Origin of the sequence: Streptomyces sp. NPDC051563, assembly GCF_044454225.1 — a bacterium.
Classification (GTDB): Bacteria; Actinomycetota; Actinomycetes; order Streptomycetales; family Streptomycetaceae; genus Streptomyces.
The window spans coordinates 183825-199771 of sequence record NZ_JBITDL010000002.1; the positions used below are offsets into that span (position 1 = coordinate 183825).

A 15947-nucleotide genomic window follows, 5' to 3' on the forward strand; every position below is an offset into this window, starting at 1 on the left:
TACGGCGATTGCGTCACAGTGCGGCCCAACCGCCGCCGAGTGGTTCCGCCGCCGCCCGCGATCTCCGTAGTCTGACCGGAAGTGCACAGAGCGGCGGGGATTCGTGGAACAGCAGACAGGTGCGGGTGCGGTGCTCGCGGGCCGGTACCGGCTCGTGGAGTCCATCGGCAGGGGCGGCATGGGCAAGGTGTGGCGCGCACACGATGAGCTGCTGCACAGGACGGTCGCCGTCAAGGAACTGACGGCGGGTCTGTACGTCGCCCAGGCCGACCGGGACGTCCTGCACGCCCGGACGCAGAAGGAGGCCCGGGCCGCGGCCCGGATCCAGCATCCGGCCGTCGTCACGGTCCACGACGTACTGGAACACGACGACCGGCCCTGGATCGTCATGGAGTACATCGACGGCCCCTCCCTCGCGGACGCGGCGAAGACGGCCGGCCGGATCGAACCGCGCGAGGCGGCCCGCATCGGGCTGCACGTGCTGGGCGCGCTGCGCGCCGCGCACGCGGTCGGCGTCCTGCACCGGGACGTGAAGCCGGGCAACGTGATGCTCGCCAAGGACGGGCGGGTGATGCTCGCCGACTTCGGCATCGCCGCGATCGAGGGCGACTCCTCCATCACGCGCACCGGTGAACTCATCGGCTCCATCGACTACCTGGCCCCCGAACGGGTCACCGGCGGTTCCCCCGACCCGGCCTCCGACCTGTGGTCGCTCGGCGCGACGCTGTACACGGCCGTCGAGGCCCGCTCGCCCTTCCGCCGGACCTCGCCCATCTCCAGCCTCCAGGCCGTGGTGAACGAGGAGCCGCCCGCCCCGACCCACGCGGGCGCGCTGGCCCCGGTCATCACGGCGCTGCTGCGCAAGGACCCGGCGAAGCGGCCGACGGCCGACGAGGCCGAGCAGATGTTCCTGCAGGCGATGGAGGGCCGCGAGCCGAGGGCGGCGCAGGCGTACGTACCCACGCGCGCGATGGGCTCCGAGGAGCTGGGCGCCGCCCGGAACGAGCAGGCGGACACGTACGAGCTGCCCGGCGGAGGCGAGCACGGCCAGCACCAGCAGCACGGCCGGCACCAGCAGCAGAACCAGGGCCACAGGCAGGGCCAGGGGCAGGGCCGGCCCCCGGAGACGGGCACGGCCCCGGAGCCGGCCTTCGCCACCCGGTCCGAGGCCGGACCGGGCGGACAGGCCGGACCCGGCGGACCGCACGGACCCGGCGGACCGTTGGCGCCGGGCCGCCAGGACGCCGGCGCCCCCGGCCGGATCAGGCGGGCCGCGGTCGTCGCCGTGGTGGCGGCGCTGCTCGGCGGCGGCGGGGTGTTCGGGATCCTGAAGTACACCAGCGACTCGGCCACGGACGGCGGGATCCCGGGCCGCACGGCCGGCTCGCCGGACACCTCGGCCGGATCCTCGTCCGGCGCCGGGGACGCCAAGGAGCAGGCGGCGAAGACCCCGCCGGCGGGCTGGTCGAAGGTGGTGGACAAGGAGGGCTTCGCCCTCTTCGTCCCCGACGGCTGGAAGCGCCGGGAGGACGGCTCGCAGATCGACTACACCAAGGACGGCGGCAAGCACTTCATCCGGATCGCCAAGGACCCCAGGCCGACGTTCAAGGATCCGTACGCACACGTGCTGGACCTGGAGAAGCAGGTGCAGAAGCGCTCCGACTACGAGCGCCTGATCCTGCACCCGAACACCTTCCGGGGGCAGGTCAAGTCCGCCCTGTGGGAGTTCGTCTGGACGGAGAAGACCGGGGCGTTCACCGGCCCCCGGCGGGCCATCGAGCAGATGTACTACGCACCGGACGGCACCGAGTACGCGGTGTACATGTCGGGTCCGGTCGCGGACTGGGACACGACCCGGGAGCAGTTCGACATCGTGCTCAGCGGCTGGGAGCCGGCCCCGGCCCGCTGAAATCCGGGTCCGCGGCGCAGGCCTCCCTCTCCGGGGCCCGGAATCCGCCATCCTGCCAGTGATCACTGGCGGAAATGGCAAAATCCGGTTACCGGCGGGTACCCAAAGCACCCCCGGGCGGAATACGCTCACGCCCATGACGGACACGCAGGCCCCGGCCCCCCTCCGCAGCGCCCCGCAGCCCACCAACCCGGTCGCCCCCGCCCCGGCCGGCGCCCGGAGCGCCGCCGACGTGGTGACCCCCGAACTGGTCGCCCGGCTGACCCGCGGCGTGACCGGCTCCGGCCGCACCGCCAACCACACCCCTTTCACCGGGGACCGGCTCGCGGAGCTCCCCGAGGCCACCCCCGACGACGTGGCGGCCGCCTTCGCCGCGGCCCGCGCCGCGCAGCCCGCCTGGGCCGCCGTGCCCGTCCGCGCCCGGGCCGCCGTACTGCTGCGCTTCCACGACCTGGTCCTGTCCCGGCAGGCCGAGGTGCTCGACCTGATCCAGCTGGAGACCGGCAAGGCCCGCCTGCACGCCCACGAGGAGGTGCAGGCCGTCTCGATCGCGGCCCGGCACTACGGCCGCAAGGCCCCCTCGTACCTGCGCCCCAAGGGCCACACGGGCGCCATGCCCACCCTCACCAAGGTCACCGAGCTGCGTCAGCCGCGCGGGGTCATCGGCCAGATCGCCCCCTGGAACTACCCGCTCGAACTGTCCATCGGCGACGCCCTGCCCGCCTTCGTCGCGGGCAACGCCGTCGTGATGAAGCCCGACACCGAGACCGCGCTCACCGCCCTGTGGGCCCGCGACCTGATGATCGAGGCGGGCCTGCCGGCCGAGGTGTTCCAGATCGTCATCGGCGAGGGCCCGGTCGTCGGCCCCGAGGTGGTCCGCCACGCCGACTACGTTTCGTTCACCGGTTCCACGCGTACCGGCCGCGAGGTCGCCCAGGGCGCGGCCGCCCGCCTGGTCGGCGCCTCCCTGGAACTCGGCGGCAAGAACGCCATGCTCGTCCTGCGCGACGCCGACGTGGAGAAGGCCGCCGCCGGCGCCGTCCGCGCCTGCTTCTCCTCCGCGGGCCAGCTCTGCATCTCCATCGAGCGGCTCTACGTGCACGCCTCGATCGCCGACGAGTTCGTCGCCCGGTTCGCCGCCCGTACGAAGGCCATGCGCCTCGGTTCCTCCCTCGCCTACGGCGCGGACATGGGCTCCCTGGCCGGCGAACGCCAGCTGACCGCCGTACAGCGGCACGTGGACGACGCCGTGGCCAAGGGCGCCACCCTCGTCACCGGCGGCATCGCCCGCCCCGACATCGGTCCGCTCTTCTACGAGCCGACCATCCTCGACGGCGTCGAGACCGCGATGGCGGTGTGCGGGGAGGAGACCTTCGGCCCGGTCGTCTCCATCTACCGCTTCACCGACGAGGACGCGGTCATCGAGGAGGCCAACGGCACCCCGTACGGCCTGAACTCCAGTGTGTGGACGAAGGACGCCCGCCGCGGCCACGCCGTCTCCGCCCGCCTGCGCACCGGCACCGTCAACATCAACGAGGGCTACGCCCCGGCCTACGGCAGCGCCCAGGCGCCCATGGGCGGCATGAAGGAATCCGGCCTCGGCCGCCGCCACGGCTCCGAGGGCATCCTCAAGTACACCGAGGCGCAGACCGTCGCCCACCAGCGGCTGCTGCCGATGGGCCCCTCGTTCGGGATGGACGACGAGAAGTACGCGGCGTTCATGACCCGCAGCCTCCAGGTCATGAAGGCGTTCCGGCTCCGCTAGTCCGTTCCGCCGTTCCGCCGTTCCGCCAGTCCGCCGGGCCAGTTCGCCCTGCCAGTCCGCTCCGCCAGTCCGTTCCGTTCGGGAGGCACCGCAGTGTCGTACGACTACGACTACGACGTCATCGTCATCGGATCGGGTTTCGGAGGGTCGGTCTCGGCGCTGCGGCTCTCCGAGAAGGGGTACCGGGTCGGCGTCCTGGAGGCAGGCCGCCGGTTCACCCGCGCGAGCCTGCCGAAGAACAGCTGGGACCTGCGCAACTACCTGTGGGCCCCGGCCCTCGGCCTGTACGGGATCCAGCGCATCCACCTCCTCGGCAACGTGATGGTCCTCGCGGGCGCCGGGGTCGGCGGCGGCTCCCTCAACTACGCCAACACCCTCTACGTGCCCCCCACCGCCTTCTTCGAGGACCGGCAGTGGGCGTCCATCACGGACTGGCGGGACGAGCTCGCCCCCTACTACGACCAGGCCAAGCGGATGCTGGGGGTCCGGCTCAACCCGACGGAGACCCCCTCCGACGTCCACCTGAAGGCGGCCGCCGCCAAGATGGGCGTCGCGGACTCCTTCCACATGGCCCCGGTCGGCGTCTTCTTCGGGGACGGCGAGGACGCCGAGGGCCAGGGCAAGGTCCGCCCCGGCGAAGAGGTCGCCGACCCGTACTTCGGCGGCGCCGGCCCGAGCCGCAAGGCCTGCACCGAGTGCGGGGAGTGCATGACCGGCTGCCGGCACGGCGCGAAGAACACCCTCAACGAGAACTACCTGCACCTCGCGGAGCGGGCCGGCGCCGTCATCCACCCCATGACCACGGTCACCGCCCTCTCCGACCACCCCGACGGCGGCTACCGCGTCCGCACCGTCCCCACCGAGGGCCGCCGCCGCGCCGCGCCCACGGTGCTGCGCGCCCGCTACGTGGTCGTCGCGGCGGGCACGTACGGCACCCAGACCCTCCTGCACACGATGAAGGACCGAGGCGAGCTGCCCCGCCTCTCGGACCGGCTCGGCGACCTGACCCGGACCAACTCCGAAGGCCTCGTAGGCGCGCAGACCGACGACCGCCGCTACCGCAAGCGGCACGGCAAGGACAAGCGGGCCGACTTCACGCGGGGCGTGGCCATCACCTCCTCGGTGCACCCCAACGCCGACACGCACATCGAACCGGTGCGCTACGGCAAGGGCTCCAACGCGATGGGGTTCATGACCATCCTCCAGGTGCCCTACTCCGGCCACCGGGTCCGCGCCTGGTTCGGACGCACCGCCCGCCACCCCGTGCAACTGCTGCGCTCGCTGTCCAACCGGCGCTGGTCGGAGCGGACCATCATCGGCCTGGTCATGCAGTCCCTCGACAACTCCCTGACCACCTACCGCAAGCCCGGCGGCATAGGAAAGGGCCTGCTCACCGCCCGGCAGGGCCACGGCGCGCCCAACCCCGTACAGATCGCCGAGGCCACGCAGGCGGCGACCCTGCTGGCCGAGGAGATCAACGGGTTCGCGGGCAGCAACGTCGGCGAGCTGATGGGCACCCCGCTGACGGCGCACTTCCTCGGCGGCTGCCCGATCGGCGCCTCGCCCGCGGAGGGCGTGGTCGACCCGTACCACCGGCTCTACGGACACCCGGGCATCTCGGTCGTGGACGGCTCGGCGGTCTCCGCGAACCTCGGGGTCAACCCGTCGCTGACGATCACCGCACAGGCGGAACGGGCGATGTCCTACTGGCCGAACAACGGCGACCACGACCCGCGCCCGGAGCAGGGGGCGGCCTACACCCGCCTGGCGGCCGTGGAACCGGTCCGTCCGGCCGTGCCGAAGGAGGCCTTCGGGGCGCTGCGCCTGCCGTTCCTGGCGGTACCGGAGGTTCCGCCGCGCTCGGCGGCCCCCGCCGAATAGCCGGTGGCGACCGGTGCCCGCCACATGACTTCGGCGGGCACCGCACTCCCCCTCCGAGCGCGGTACCCGCCGAACTACAAGCAAGACAGCCGTCCGGCCCGGATGGTTGTAGGGAAATCCGGCGCCGGAGATGTGGCGTCCGTCACAGGGTGAGCAGGGCAACCACAGGGGCCCCTCGCGGGTCAGGACCGGCATGAGAAAGCGCATCTCCCTGCTGGCGGCGGCCGGCTTGGTGGCCGTCGGTCTGGCCACCACCCCTGCGAACGCCGCGGACCCGGTGTTCACGCTCACCAGCCCGGCGGAGATCGGCCTGCGCCCGCACCCCGGTGACGGTGGCGGGCCGCAGAAGACCACGGTCGACTTCCGGGTGGGGAACCCGACCGGGAGCGAGTTCGAGCACCCGAGCACCTTCACGGTCGACCTGAGCCCGCTCAAGGGCGTCGCGGACGTCGCCCTCGGCGAGAACTCCGGCCACCGCTGCACCCTCACGGCGACTGCGGTCACCTGCGAGAACGTCTGGGGGATCTCGACCGGCGAGAACTGGGTGGTGGCCCTGGACCTCACGGCCGCCAAGGGCAGCAAGCCCGGCACGGTCGTCGACCTGACGATGACCGGCGCGGCGCAGGGCATCACCATCGCGCCCACCACCACGAAGGTCCGGATCGGCGGTCCCGACCTGGTGATGGAGGAGGCCGCCCTCAGGACGAAGCTGGTTCCGGGCGAGAGGCAGCCGCTCCCGGTCGTCTTCGGGAACACGGGCACGGAGTCCGTGAAGGGCGTGGCCCTGGAGCTCGACACCACGCACGGCATGGGCCTGGTCGAGCAGTACGACAACTGCGCCACCAGTGAGAAGGACACCACCGGCAAGCCCTGGAACAAGGGCTGGTCCATGACGGTGTGCACCTTCGACAACGAGATCAAGCCGGGCGAGGTCTGGGAGATCGCCGGCGTGCTGACCCTGGAGGCCGCTCCGCACGCCTTCATGGAGGGACTGATCTACGGGGTGCACGAGGCGGGCTCCCAGCCGAAGTCCACGCAGAAGCTCAGCGCGCCCCGCACGGGCAGGAAGCTGGGTCTCACGACGCGCGCGGCCAAGGCCGCGCCGCGTGCGGCGGACCTGGATCCGTGGAACAACCGGCACGACATCGACTTCTCGGTGAAGAACACCGCCGATCTGGTGGCCGACGCCACCTCCCTGAAGGGCAAGGCGGGCGAGACCGTCCGGGCCGAGCTCGGTTTCCGCAACGAGGGCCCGGCGTGGATCGCCGAGTTCCGCTTGGGTGAGGACGTGGCCCGCGTCGACATCGTGATCCCGGCCGGGGCCAAGGTCACCAAGGTGCCGGAGCACTGCGATGCCGTCACGGCGGACGGAGACCCCCGCGAGGAGCGGCTGGGCGCCCCGCGCTACTTCTGCGGGACCCCGCACGTCATAGGGGAGAGGCAGGTGGTCGGCTTCCCGTTCGAGCTGAAGATCGAGACGTTCGTGGCCTCCGCCACCGGCTCCGTGTCGGTCGGGCAGTGGGCCGACGAGGGCACCACCCCGCACGCCTGGGACCCGAACCGTGCCGACAACAAGGCCGTCTTCGTGATCAACGGCAAGGACGCCACCCCCACGCCGACCGCGGCCCCGACCACCGCCGGCCCGACGCCGACGGCGCCCGCCTCCCCGGCGGCCACGCCGGGTACGGGCACCACGCCGAGCCCTGGTTCCGGTACGGGCAACGGCAGGACGCCGCACGGCGGCCTCGCCGAAACCGGCTCCGCGCCCGGGCCGCTCCTGATCGCCGGCGCGGCGCTCGTGGCCGCGGGCGGTGCGGTGTTCCTGGCGCTGCGCCGCCGGGCCACCGGCCGCGCGTGACGGGGGACGCGTCACGGCGGAAACAGAAGAACGGCCGGTCCGGGGCGTCCCCCGGGCCGGCCGTCCTCCTGTGGTGACCGGGCTGCTGTCCCCTGCCGTCCGGTCACATGAAGGAGCGAGGTCCCACGACGCACACCCCTGGGGGTGCGTCTCATCGCTCCGGCGGAGCCACGCGTGGTGCTGCGTCCCGCACCTGGCTGGCACGGTCATCCGCATCAACGAAGGGCCGTGGGGGCGGTCACGGTCCGGACGGGTGACGAACAGGCGTCACGGCGTCGCGGCGCCACGGTGTCGCGGCGTCACGGTGTCGCGACGTCATGGCGGGCGGCACGGCCCCCGCTGCGGGCTCAGACCCGGCCGCGGCACAGCTCCAGCAAGGTCATCGCGAGCGAGGTGCCGGGCTTGCCGAGGGCGTCGCTCCAGTGGGTCAGGACCTCCATCTCCCGCGACAGGTGCACCCGGCGCCCGCCCGAACCGATCCGGGCCTCCTGGATGACGGTCGAGACGGCCATCCGTTCCTGGATCAGGCCGATGATCCGGTCGTCGATGGCGTCGATCCGCTCGCGGGATCCGGCGATCAGCTGCTCGGGGGTGGTGGCGATCGTGGTCATGGTCGGTCTCCTGTGGTGTGGGTGGTGACGGTGGGGAGGGTCCGACCGGAGCGGGAAACGCAGAGCGCCCCGGTCCTGTCGGACCGGGGCGCTCTGGGAAGTCAGTGGCTCAAGCGAGCATCACGAGGACCCATGGCGACCGGACCGGCCGGTGCCATAGGTAAAGAGGAAGCTCAGCTGCTTGCGCATGGAGGGATTATTACCCTCTGTCCCGCTCCGTGCCAAGCCGGTTCGGACACTGAGACGAAGAGGGGTATCCGTCCCCCGTTAGAATCGACAAAACAACCCCCTCTTCCGCCGGAAGGCCTGCCCCGTGCCAGAAGCCACCTTCGCCCCCCACGACAGCGCCCCGGACACGGTTCTCGTCGTCGACTTCGGCGCCCAGTACGCGCAGCTGATCGCCCGCCGCGTCCGCGAGGCACGGGTCTACTCCGAGGTCGTGCCCAGCACGATGCCCGTGGCCGAGATGCTCGCCAAGAAGCCGAAGGCGATCATCCTGTCCGGCGGCCCGTCCTCCGTGTACGAGGAGGGCGCCCCCCAGCTCGACGGTGCGATCTTCGAGGCCGGCGTCCCCGTCTTCGGCATGTGCTACGGCTTCCAGCTCATGGCGGTCACCCTCGGCGGCACCGTCGACAACACCGGCTCACGCGAGTACGGCCGCACCCCGCTGGCCGTCTCCAAGCCCGGCTCCACCCTCTTCGAGGGCACCCCCGAGAACCAGTCGGTGTGGATGTCCCACGGCGACGCCTGCTCCGCCGCTCCCGAGGGCTTCACCGTCACCGCGTCGACCGACGTCGTCCCGGTCGCGGCCTTCGAGAACGACGAGAAGAAGCTCTACGGCGTGCAGTACCACCCCGAGGTGATGCACTCCACGCACGGCCAGCAGATCCTGGAGCACTTCCTCTACCGCGGCGCCGGCCTCCAGCCCACCTGGACCCCCGGCAACATCGTCGAGGAGCAGGTCGCCCTCATCCGCGAGCAGGTCGGCGACAAGCGCGCCATCTGCGGCCTGTCCGGCGGCGTGGACTCCGCGGTCGCCGCGGCCCTCGTGCAGAAGGCCATCGGCTCGCAGCTCACCTGCGTCTACGTGGACCACGGTCTGATGCGCAAGGGCGAGACCGAGCAGGTCGAGAAGGACTTCGTCGCCGCCACCGGCGTGCAGCTGAAGGTCGTCGACGCCCAGGAGCGCTTCCTGAACGCGCTGGCCGGGGTCTCCGACCCGGAGACCAAGCGCAAGATCATCGGCCGCGAGTTCATCCGCGTCTTCGAGCAGGCCCAGCTGGAGATCCTCCAGGAGGACGGCCCGGCAGTGGCCTTCCTGGTCCAGGGCACCCTGTACCCGGACGTCGTCGAGTCCGGCGGCGGCACCGGCACTGCCAACATCAAGTCCCACCACAACGTGGGCGGGCTCCCCGAGGACATCGAGTTCGAGCTCGTCGAGCCGCTGCGCCAGCTGTTCAAGGACGAGGTCCGGATGGTCGGCCAGGAGCTCGGCCTGCCCGCCGAGATCGTCCAGCGCCAGCCGTTCCCCGGCCCCGGCCTCGGCATCCGCATCGTCGGCGAGGTCACCAAGGAGCGCCTGGACCTGCTCCGCGAGGCCGACGCCATTGCCCGCCACGAGCTCACGGCGGCCGGCCTGGACCGCGAGATCTGGCAGTGCCCGGTCGTCCTGCTGGCCGATGTCCGCAGCGTCGGCGTCCAGGGCGACGGCCGTACCTACGGCCACCCCATCGTGCTGCGCCCCGTCTCCTCCGAGGACGCGATGACCGCGGACTGGACCCGCATGCCGTACGAGGTCCTCGCGCGGATCTCCACCCGCATCACCAACGAGGTGCCGGACGTCAACCGCGTGGTCCTGGACTGCACGAGCAAGCCGCCGGGCACCATCGAGTGGGAGTAGTCCCCACCCGCCCGCTGTAGGTGACGAGGCCGCCGCTCCCGCGCAGGGAGCGGCGGCCTCGCCGCGTGCACGCCTCTTCCAAGGCCTGTTCCAAGACCTCTTCCGTGGCCTCCTCTATGGCCTCTTCGGCCGGTCGCCGGTACTTTGCGCCGCGACCTTGAAGGAGGGGCCATGACCGAGCGACCCGCGCCCGCGACCGCACCCGCACCCGTGCCCGTCGAGCGGCTGGGCTTCGAGATGCCGCCGGTGTTCGCCACCGCCGCCGAGGAGCGCGCCCACCGCAAGGACCGGCTCGCCGGGGTGCTGCGGCTGCTGGGCAGGCTCGGGTACGAGGACGGGGTGGGCGGGCACGTCAGCGCCAGGGACCCGGAGTTCGAGGACTGCTACTGGGTGAACCCCTTCGGCCGGGCCTTCGGCGCGATCGGCCCCGAGGACCTGCTGCTGGTCGACGGGGAGGGGCGGGTCCGGCAGGGCGAACGCCGGGTCAACCAGCTGGCCTTCGCCGTGCACGCGGCCGTCCACCGGGCCAGGCCCGCCGTGGTGGCCGTCGTGCGCACGCAGGCCCCGTACGGCAGGGCTCTCGCCGCGCTCGGTGAACTCCTCGCCCCCGTCACCCAGGAGGCCTGCGCCTTCTACGAGGACCACGCACTGCTCGACGAGTACGCTGGCGGCGGGGACGCGGACCCCGGGCGGATCGCGGGCGCGCTCGGCCCCTACAAGGCGCTGGTGCTGCGCAACCTCGGGCTGCTGACGGTCGGCGACTCGGTGGAGGCCGCCGCCTGGTGGTTCATCGCGGCGGAGCGGGCCGCGCAGGTGCAGCTGATCGCGCGGGCGGCCGGAAAGGCGGTGCTCATCGGCCACCACGGTGCGCTCGCGACCCGGGAGCGGTTCGGATCGGATCTGGCGGCCTGGGCCAGCTGCCAGCCGCTGCTGGAGCCCGCCGGAGCGGGTCCGTCAACATCATGAACGGTTAATCACCTGCTCTGACATCGTGCGCAATCCGGAACACTGCCGCAGTGGTGCACAATTCGCTGGCATTGCACCGCTGTTCAGAGAGGCGGCACGTTCGTGGCTGTCCAAGAGATGTCCAGAAGCACCCATACCGCGGCCTGCGCCTGCGAGGACTGCACTCGAGAGGGGCACCGCCGTGCGGTCGCGGCGTTCCTGGCCAAGCGCGACGAGTTCGCCTCCGGGCAAGGGGTGCCGGACGCCGTGGCCCACTCCCTCGGAGCCTCCCGCCAGTGGGTCTCCGACGAGCTGACCCTGTCGGCCCGGACGGTCGCCGACCGGGGCCGGGAGGCGGGCAGCTCCTGGCTCTACCTGTTCTCCCGGCGGGCCGTCCTCGCCGTGTGGATCGCCGCGGGGGTGCTGCTCCTGGTCCAGGTCGGCACCGCGCTCGGCACCGGCTGGTCCACGGCGCGCACCGCCGGACTGCTCGCCGCACTCGTCCTGGCCGCCCTGCTGACGGTGGCGGCCCGCGCGCAGACGCTCCGCGGCGGTCTGCTGGCCCCGCTGGTCGGCGAGGACAACCGGCTGTCCACCTCGAAGGCGGTGCCGAGCGCCTGGCTCGTGCTCACCGCCTTCGCGACGCTGCTGCCCGCGCTGCGGCTCGCGGCCTCCTCGCCGGGTCCGGAGCGCCGGGCGCTGTACGAGGGGCTCGCGCTCGACCGGGCGCTGCCGCTGCTGGCGGTGCTCGGGCTGACCTCGGGGGTCGCGGTGCTGGTGCGCCGGGTGGTCTCCGTACGCATCATGGGCCAGCGGCTGCAGAAGCTGCCGGCGGACCGGCCGACCGGGGCGGACCTGCTCACGGACGACGCCGGCCGGGGCTCCTTCCCGGACGCCCAGTACGTGCTGGTCTCCACGGTGGTGCTGGGCTTCGCGGGGGTCTCGCTGGCCCGTTTCCCGGACCGGCTGCCGGCGCTGCCGTGGGCGATGGCGCTGCTGGTGGCCCTGTCGGCGGCCGTGTACCTGGCGGCGAAGTACGCCGAGGGCAGCCGCCCGCTGGTCCTGTCGGTGGTGCGCAGACGCGAGCCCGGGGACCTGGACGCGGCGATCCGCCCCGGGGACGACATCGAGATCCGCGGAGTCGGTTTCGTCCCGCCGGGGGCGCAGACGCCGGAGATGCTGGCCCGGCTGGTGGTCCGGGTGGGTGCGGTCCACGTGCACGTACCGCTGGTCCCGGTGGCGGGCGGTTTCACCAACCCGTCCGACGCCGTCCTGACCGTGCCGGTCCCGGCGGAAGTGGAACCGGGGCGGATCGAGATCCAGGTCATCACCGCCGCGGGGGTGGAATCCAACCGGTGCACCATCGACGTGGCGGAGTGAAGCGGGTACACATAGCGGCGTGACCCGAACTGACGTCCCCTCCGGCGCCCCTGACGCACCCACCGGACAGAGTCGCCGGCGCGATCTGCGTGAACTGCGCGAGCTCGCCGCCCGCCACGCGCTCCTGCCCCTGCGGATCTTCCTCGGCGTGACCTTCGTCTACGCAGGCCTGGACAAGCTGACCGACTCCGCCTTCCTCTCCGCCACCGGCAGCGGCTCCATCGGCGAGCTGATGCAGGGGGTGCGCGACACCTCGGCGATCCCCGCCATGGTGGACCTGGCCCTGAAGGCACCCGTCGGCTTCGCCGTGGCCCTGGCCATCGGGGAGCTCCTGGTCGGCCTGGGGGTCCTGGCCGGACTGCTGACCCGGATCGCCGCCGTCGGCGGAGCCCTGATCTCGCTCAGCCTGTGGCTCACCGTGTCCTGGGCGGTGACCCCCTACTACTACGGCAACGACCTGATCTACCTGATGGCCTGGACCCCACTGATCCTCGCCGGCGCGCCCCTGTGGTCCCTGGACGCCCTGATCAGGGGCAGGCGGAGGGCCACCACCTGAGGGGAGCGGTCCCGGTCAGTGCGCCGCTCGCGGGTGACCCAGTGCCTCGCGGAAGTCGTCGAGGGCGGACCCCAGCTCGCCGACGGCGATGCGGAAGGCCGACCGGTCGATCAGGCTGCCGGCCAGCGTCCTGGTTCCGGCTGCCGGGTCGTGCAGGGACAGCCGGCGGGCCAGCTCCACTCCTTCGTCGAAGAGGGGACGCAGCTGCTCCGCGAACAGATGGGTCCGGGACTGCCAGTAGACGGTGGAGCGGACGGTGAGGACCCGGTGCCGCCGGACCAGTTCCGCCAGGTGCCGGTCCGGGTCGTCGGTGGCCCGCGCGGCGAGGGCGTCCACCTCTTCGCGCAGGGCGTGACGGCTGCCGAAGTGGCGTTCCTTGGTGTCGGGCGACCAGTACAGGGGATCCATGCCCGACGGCGGACGCGGTTCACCGGGCGCGGGCCGGTCGCCCCCGGCGCCGGGCATGGACAGCAGCACCGCCCACAACGCCACCTCGTAGCCACCCGCGGAGTACCGCTCACCGAGGGCGGCCACCTCCGTGAGCAGGGCGAACGCCTCTTCCCTCACGAGGCCCGCGCGTTCGTCCCGACCGTGGGCGTCGAGCATCCGTGCGTACCCGATGAGCGTGTGGAGCCGGGCGGTACTCCGGTCGCGGTCGTTTCCCGCCGCCTCGACGGCCTGCATGCCCAGGAGGGTCTCGTACGCGTCGAGGGCCTCACCGGACCGGCCGGCTTCGTGGAGGACGGCGGTCCACTCCAGGAGGGACCAGGCGAGAGCCCCGCTGCGGAACCCGTCGGGCAGGAGCACCGCGACCAGCTCGGTCATGGCATCGGCCGCCTCGGCATACCGGCCCTCCTCGGACAGACCGGCCGCCCACCTGCTCAGCCCTGCCGCCGAGGGCTCCCCGGTCCGTTCGGCCTGCGCCCGGCCGATGGCGAGCATTTCGGCGCGCATCGCGAGCCCTTCGGCGCGCCGGCCCGCGCGGTACAGCTCGCGCTGGCACGTGTCGAGGGCCTCGTAGAGGACATCCCCGCGGGCGGGCTCGGCCGGATCGATGGCCCGCGCCGCGGCCACCGCCTCCTCGCACAGCGCGAGGGCGGCCGGATGCACTCTGCCGCCCTGGTAACTCAGGTGCTGCAAGGCCCTGGCCAGGAGGGGCAGGTAGGCGGCGGGGCTGACCTGGGCGAGCACCCGGTAGGCGTCCACCTTGTCCCGCGGGTAGAGGCGTCCCGACGAGAGCAGCACATTGCGTGCCCGCACGATGTCGTCCTGATCGACTTTCCCCGAGTGATCCATGACGGAGAGTCTGGGGGCGGCGCAGGGAGCCGGACAAGGCTGTTCGCCTGTGCCCTTCGTCCTACGAAAACACCCTCTGACCTGTCATGATGGGCGTGACATCACCTCCCGCCGGGCCCACTCGACCCGCTGGACTCGCTGATCCGCTCGCGCCGGTCGCGGCGCACCGCGTAGGTCACCAGGCCGGTGACGGCGGCGAAGGCGAGACCGCCCGCGGTCATCATCAGGACGAAGAACCAGGGCGGATCGGCCTCGCCCGCCGCGCCGAGGAGATAGAGCACCCCAGCCGCCATCAGGACCAGTCCCGCGATCAGCCGTCCCGGCTGGAACTCATGACGCCGCACGGGCCACCTCCACCTGTCCCACACCCGCGCTCAGGTGCAGCTCGATCGTTCCGCCGGCCTTGGTGCCCGAGGCGGGGGGCAGGGTCGCCGTCCGGGTCTCGGTGCGGTTGCGTACGCGTATGTCCTCGCCGGTGTCGCCCGGCATCTGGATGTCGCCCAGCCTGATCGTCGCCTCGGTCTTCGCGGTGACCTCCCTCGGGAGGATCACCCGCAGCCGGCCCGCGTCGATGGAGGCGCGGACGGGCACGGTGGTGCCCTTGGGCACGTCCACGTGGCTGAGGTCCAAGGTGGCGAGCCCGGTTCCGGCCTCGTACACCGGGGCCACCTCGCCCACGGCCGTCGGATGCCAGTCCACGACGCGCCAGTCGGTACCGATGTCCTTGGGCAGCGCGACCGCCCCGGCCAGCAGGACGGCCGTGATCACCGAGAACAGCACGGTGCCGAAGCCGGTGCGGCCCTTGACCGAGCTCACGGCGAGCCCGAGGCCGAAGACGGCGAGGCCGGCGGCGAGGCCGACCTGCAGGGCGTGGCTCAGGGTGCTGCCTTCCCAGACCGCGGCGGTGCCGGCGCTCCCGGCCAGCGCGGCCAGGACGAACACCCGGCCGCCGATACCGCCCGAGGGCTCCCTGGGGACCCGCTTCCCGGACGGCGGAGCCGTGGCCGGGCCGCTGCCGGGGGTGGCATCGGCCGGGTCCTCGGGACCCCACAGGTACCCCGTCGAGCCGACCGGCCCCGTGGTGCCGTCCTTGACCAGCGGATCCCGCCACCAGGACGGGCCGCCGGGCACGGGCGGCGCCTGGGTCTCGGGCGGCGCCGGACTGTGCGCGGTGCGGTGGCCGGTGCGGGTCGCCGCCGGGTACACGAACTCCACCCCCGCCGCAGCCTTCTCCTCGGGCCCCGCGCCGGATCCGGACCCGGCGCCGGAGCCGGAGCCGAGCCCGCTGCGCCGCCGCTGCGACCAGTACGCCGCACCGCCCAGCGCCAGCACGGCCAGGACGGAGAAGACCGCCAGACCGCCGTTGTCCAGCATCGACAGGAACAGGGCGCAGCCCACGAGCGCGGCGAAGACCGCCGCCAGCGTCGACCCCTCGACCCGGCCGGTCAGCAGCTTCTTCGCCTCGCTGTCCTCCTCGCCGTCCTGGGGCAGCAGCAGCCACGCGAAACCGTAGAAGATCAGACCGACGCCGCCGGTGACGGCGAGGACGCCGAGCACGATCCGGAAGATCACCGGATCGAGGCCGAAGTACCGGCCCAGGCCGCCGCACACGCCCGCGAGCACCTTGTCGCGCTTGGCACGGCGCAGGGGAGGGCGCTCGGCGAGCTGCGCAGCGGGGCCGGCACCCGGGCCGGCCGCGCTCGAGCCGGCTCCTGCGTCCGGCGGCGGGGAATCGTGTACTTCGGTCATGGCTCCATGGTGCGGGTCCGCCGCCGCGGCGGGCATCCGGATCTACCCTGGCGCAACCCTGATATCCCCCCGAGAGAAGTGGGGGGCTGCCCTGATG

12 protein-coding genes are annotated in these 15947 nt (G+C 72.6%); 8 read left to right on the forward strand and 4 right to left on the reverse strand.

Annotated features, from left to right (window positions below):
- The first annotated feature begins 103 nt into the window (after positions 1-103).
- The 4 genes from ACIA8F_RS03080 (at position 104) to ACIA8F_RS03095 (ending at position 7413) form a co-directional block, all read left to right on the forward strand.
- On the forward strand, positions 104-1909 hold the full coding sequence (locus ACIA8F_RS03080) for a serine/threonine-protein kinase (RefSeq protein ID WP_399376396.1): 1806 nt from the start codon (positions 104-106) through the stop codon (positions 1907-1909).
- A 136-nt stretch (positions 1910-2045) separates the two neighbouring features.
- Complete coding sequence (locus tag ACIA8F_RS03085) at positions 2046-3674, forward strand: succinic semialdehyde dehydrogenase (RefSeq protein ID WP_399376397.1); 1629 nt, start codon at positions 2046-2048, stop codon at positions 3672-3674.
- A 48-nt stretch (positions 3675-3722) separates the two neighbouring features.
- Positions 3723-5555: a GMC oxidoreductase gene (locus tag ACIA8F_RS03090; RefSeq protein WP_399376624.1), complete on the forward strand. Its 1833-nt coding sequence runs from the start codon at positions 3723-3725 to the stop codon at positions 5553-5555.
- Positions 5556-5748: 193 nt separating this feature from the next.
- The gene (locus tag ACIA8F_RS03095; protein WP_399376398.1) at positions 5749-7413 is read left to right on the forward strand and encodes a hypothetical protein; all 1665 of its coding nucleotides are present in this window, start codon (positions 5749-5751) and stop codon (positions 7411-7413) included.
- 347 nt (positions 7414-7760) lie between these two features.
- Here ACIA8F_RS03095 and ACIA8F_RS03100 read toward each other — a convergent pair whose 3' ends face one another.
- Complete coding sequence (locus ACIA8F_RS03100) at positions 7761-8087, reverse strand: chorismate mutase (RefSeq protein WP_399376625.1); 327 nt, start codon at positions 8085-8087, stop codon at positions 7761-7763.
- A gap of 250 nt (positions 8088-8337) precedes the next feature.
- Here ACIA8F_RS03100 and guaA point away from each other — a divergent pair, with 250 nt between their 5' ends.
- The 4 genes from guaA to ACIA8F_RS03120 all read left to right on the forward strand — a co-directional run bounded on the left by guaA (position 8338) and on the right by ACIA8F_RS03120 (position 12805).
- Complete coding sequence (gene guaA / locus ACIA8F_RS03105; protein WP_399376399.1) at positions 8338-9924, forward strand: glutamine-hydrolyzing GMP synthase; 1587 nt, start codon at positions 8338-8340, stop codon at positions 9922-9924.
- A 171-nt stretch (positions 9925-10095) separates the two neighbouring features.
- Positions 10096-10890: a class II aldolase/adducin family protein gene (locus ACIA8F_RS03110; RefSeq protein ID WP_399376400.1), complete on the forward strand. Its 795-nt coding sequence runs from the start codon at positions 10096-10098 to the stop codon at positions 10888-10890.
- A 102-nt stretch (positions 10891-10992) separates the two neighbouring features.
- Positions 10993-12249 (forward strand): hypothetical protein, encoded by a 1257-nt coding sequence (locus ACIA8F_RS03115; protein WP_399376401.1) that lies wholly within the window; start codon positions 10993-10995, stop codon positions 12247-12249.
- Between the two features lie 85 nt (positions 12250-12334).
- Positions 12335-12805 (forward strand): DoxX family protein, encoded by a 471-nt coding sequence (locus tag ACIA8F_RS03120; protein ID WP_399376627.1) that lies wholly within the window; start codon positions 12335-12337, stop codon positions 12803-12805.
- A gap of 15 nt (positions 12806-12820) precedes the next feature.
- Here ACIA8F_RS03120 and ACIA8F_RS03125 read toward each other — a convergent pair whose 3' ends face one another.
- From ACIA8F_RS03125 to ACIA8F_RS03135, 3 genes are all read right to left on the reverse strand, one after another.
- On the reverse strand, positions 12821-14101 hold the full coding sequence (locus ACIA8F_RS03125; RefSeq protein ID WP_399376402.1) for a hypothetical protein: 1281 nt from the start codon (positions 14099-14101) through the stop codon (positions 12821-12823).
- Between the two features lie 101 nt (positions 14102-14202).
- Positions 14203-14445, reverse strand: coding sequence for a hypothetical protein (locus ACIA8F_RS03130; RefSeq protein ID WP_399376403.1), 243 nt, complete (start codon positions 14443-14445; stop codon positions 14203-14205).
- Positions 14432-15850 (reverse strand): PspC domain-containing protein, encoded by a 1419-nt coding sequence (locus ACIA8F_RS03135; RefSeq protein WP_399376404.1) that lies wholly within the window; start codon positions 15848-15850, stop codon positions 14432-14434. The genes ACIA8F_RS03130 and ACIA8F_RS03135 overlap by 14 nt, the downstream gene beginning before the upstream one ends.
- Positions 15851-15947 lie beyond the last annotated feature (97 nt).

Coding starts and splice junctions, on each gene's coding strand:
- ACIA8F_RS03085 (WP_399376397.1), top strand. CDS start 2,046: ATGACGGACACGCAGGCCCCGGCCCCCCTCCGCAGCGCCCCGCAGCCC.
- ACIA8F_RS03095 (WP_399376398.1), top strand. CDS start 5,749: ATGAGAAAGCGCATCTCCCTGCTGGCGGCGGCCGGCTTGGTGGCCGTC.
- ACIA8F_RS03110 (WP_399376400.1), top strand. CDS start 10,096: ATGACCGAGCGACCCGCGCCCGCGACCGCACCCGCACCCGTGCCCGTC.
- ACIA8F_RS03125 (WP_399376402.1), bottom strand. CDS start 14,101: ATGGATCACTCGGGGAAAGTCGATCAGGACGACATCGTGCGGGCACGC.
- ACIA8F_RS03135 (WP_399376404.1), bottom strand. CDS start 15,850: ATGACCGAAGTACACGATTCCCCGCCGCCGGACGCAGGAGCCGGCTCG.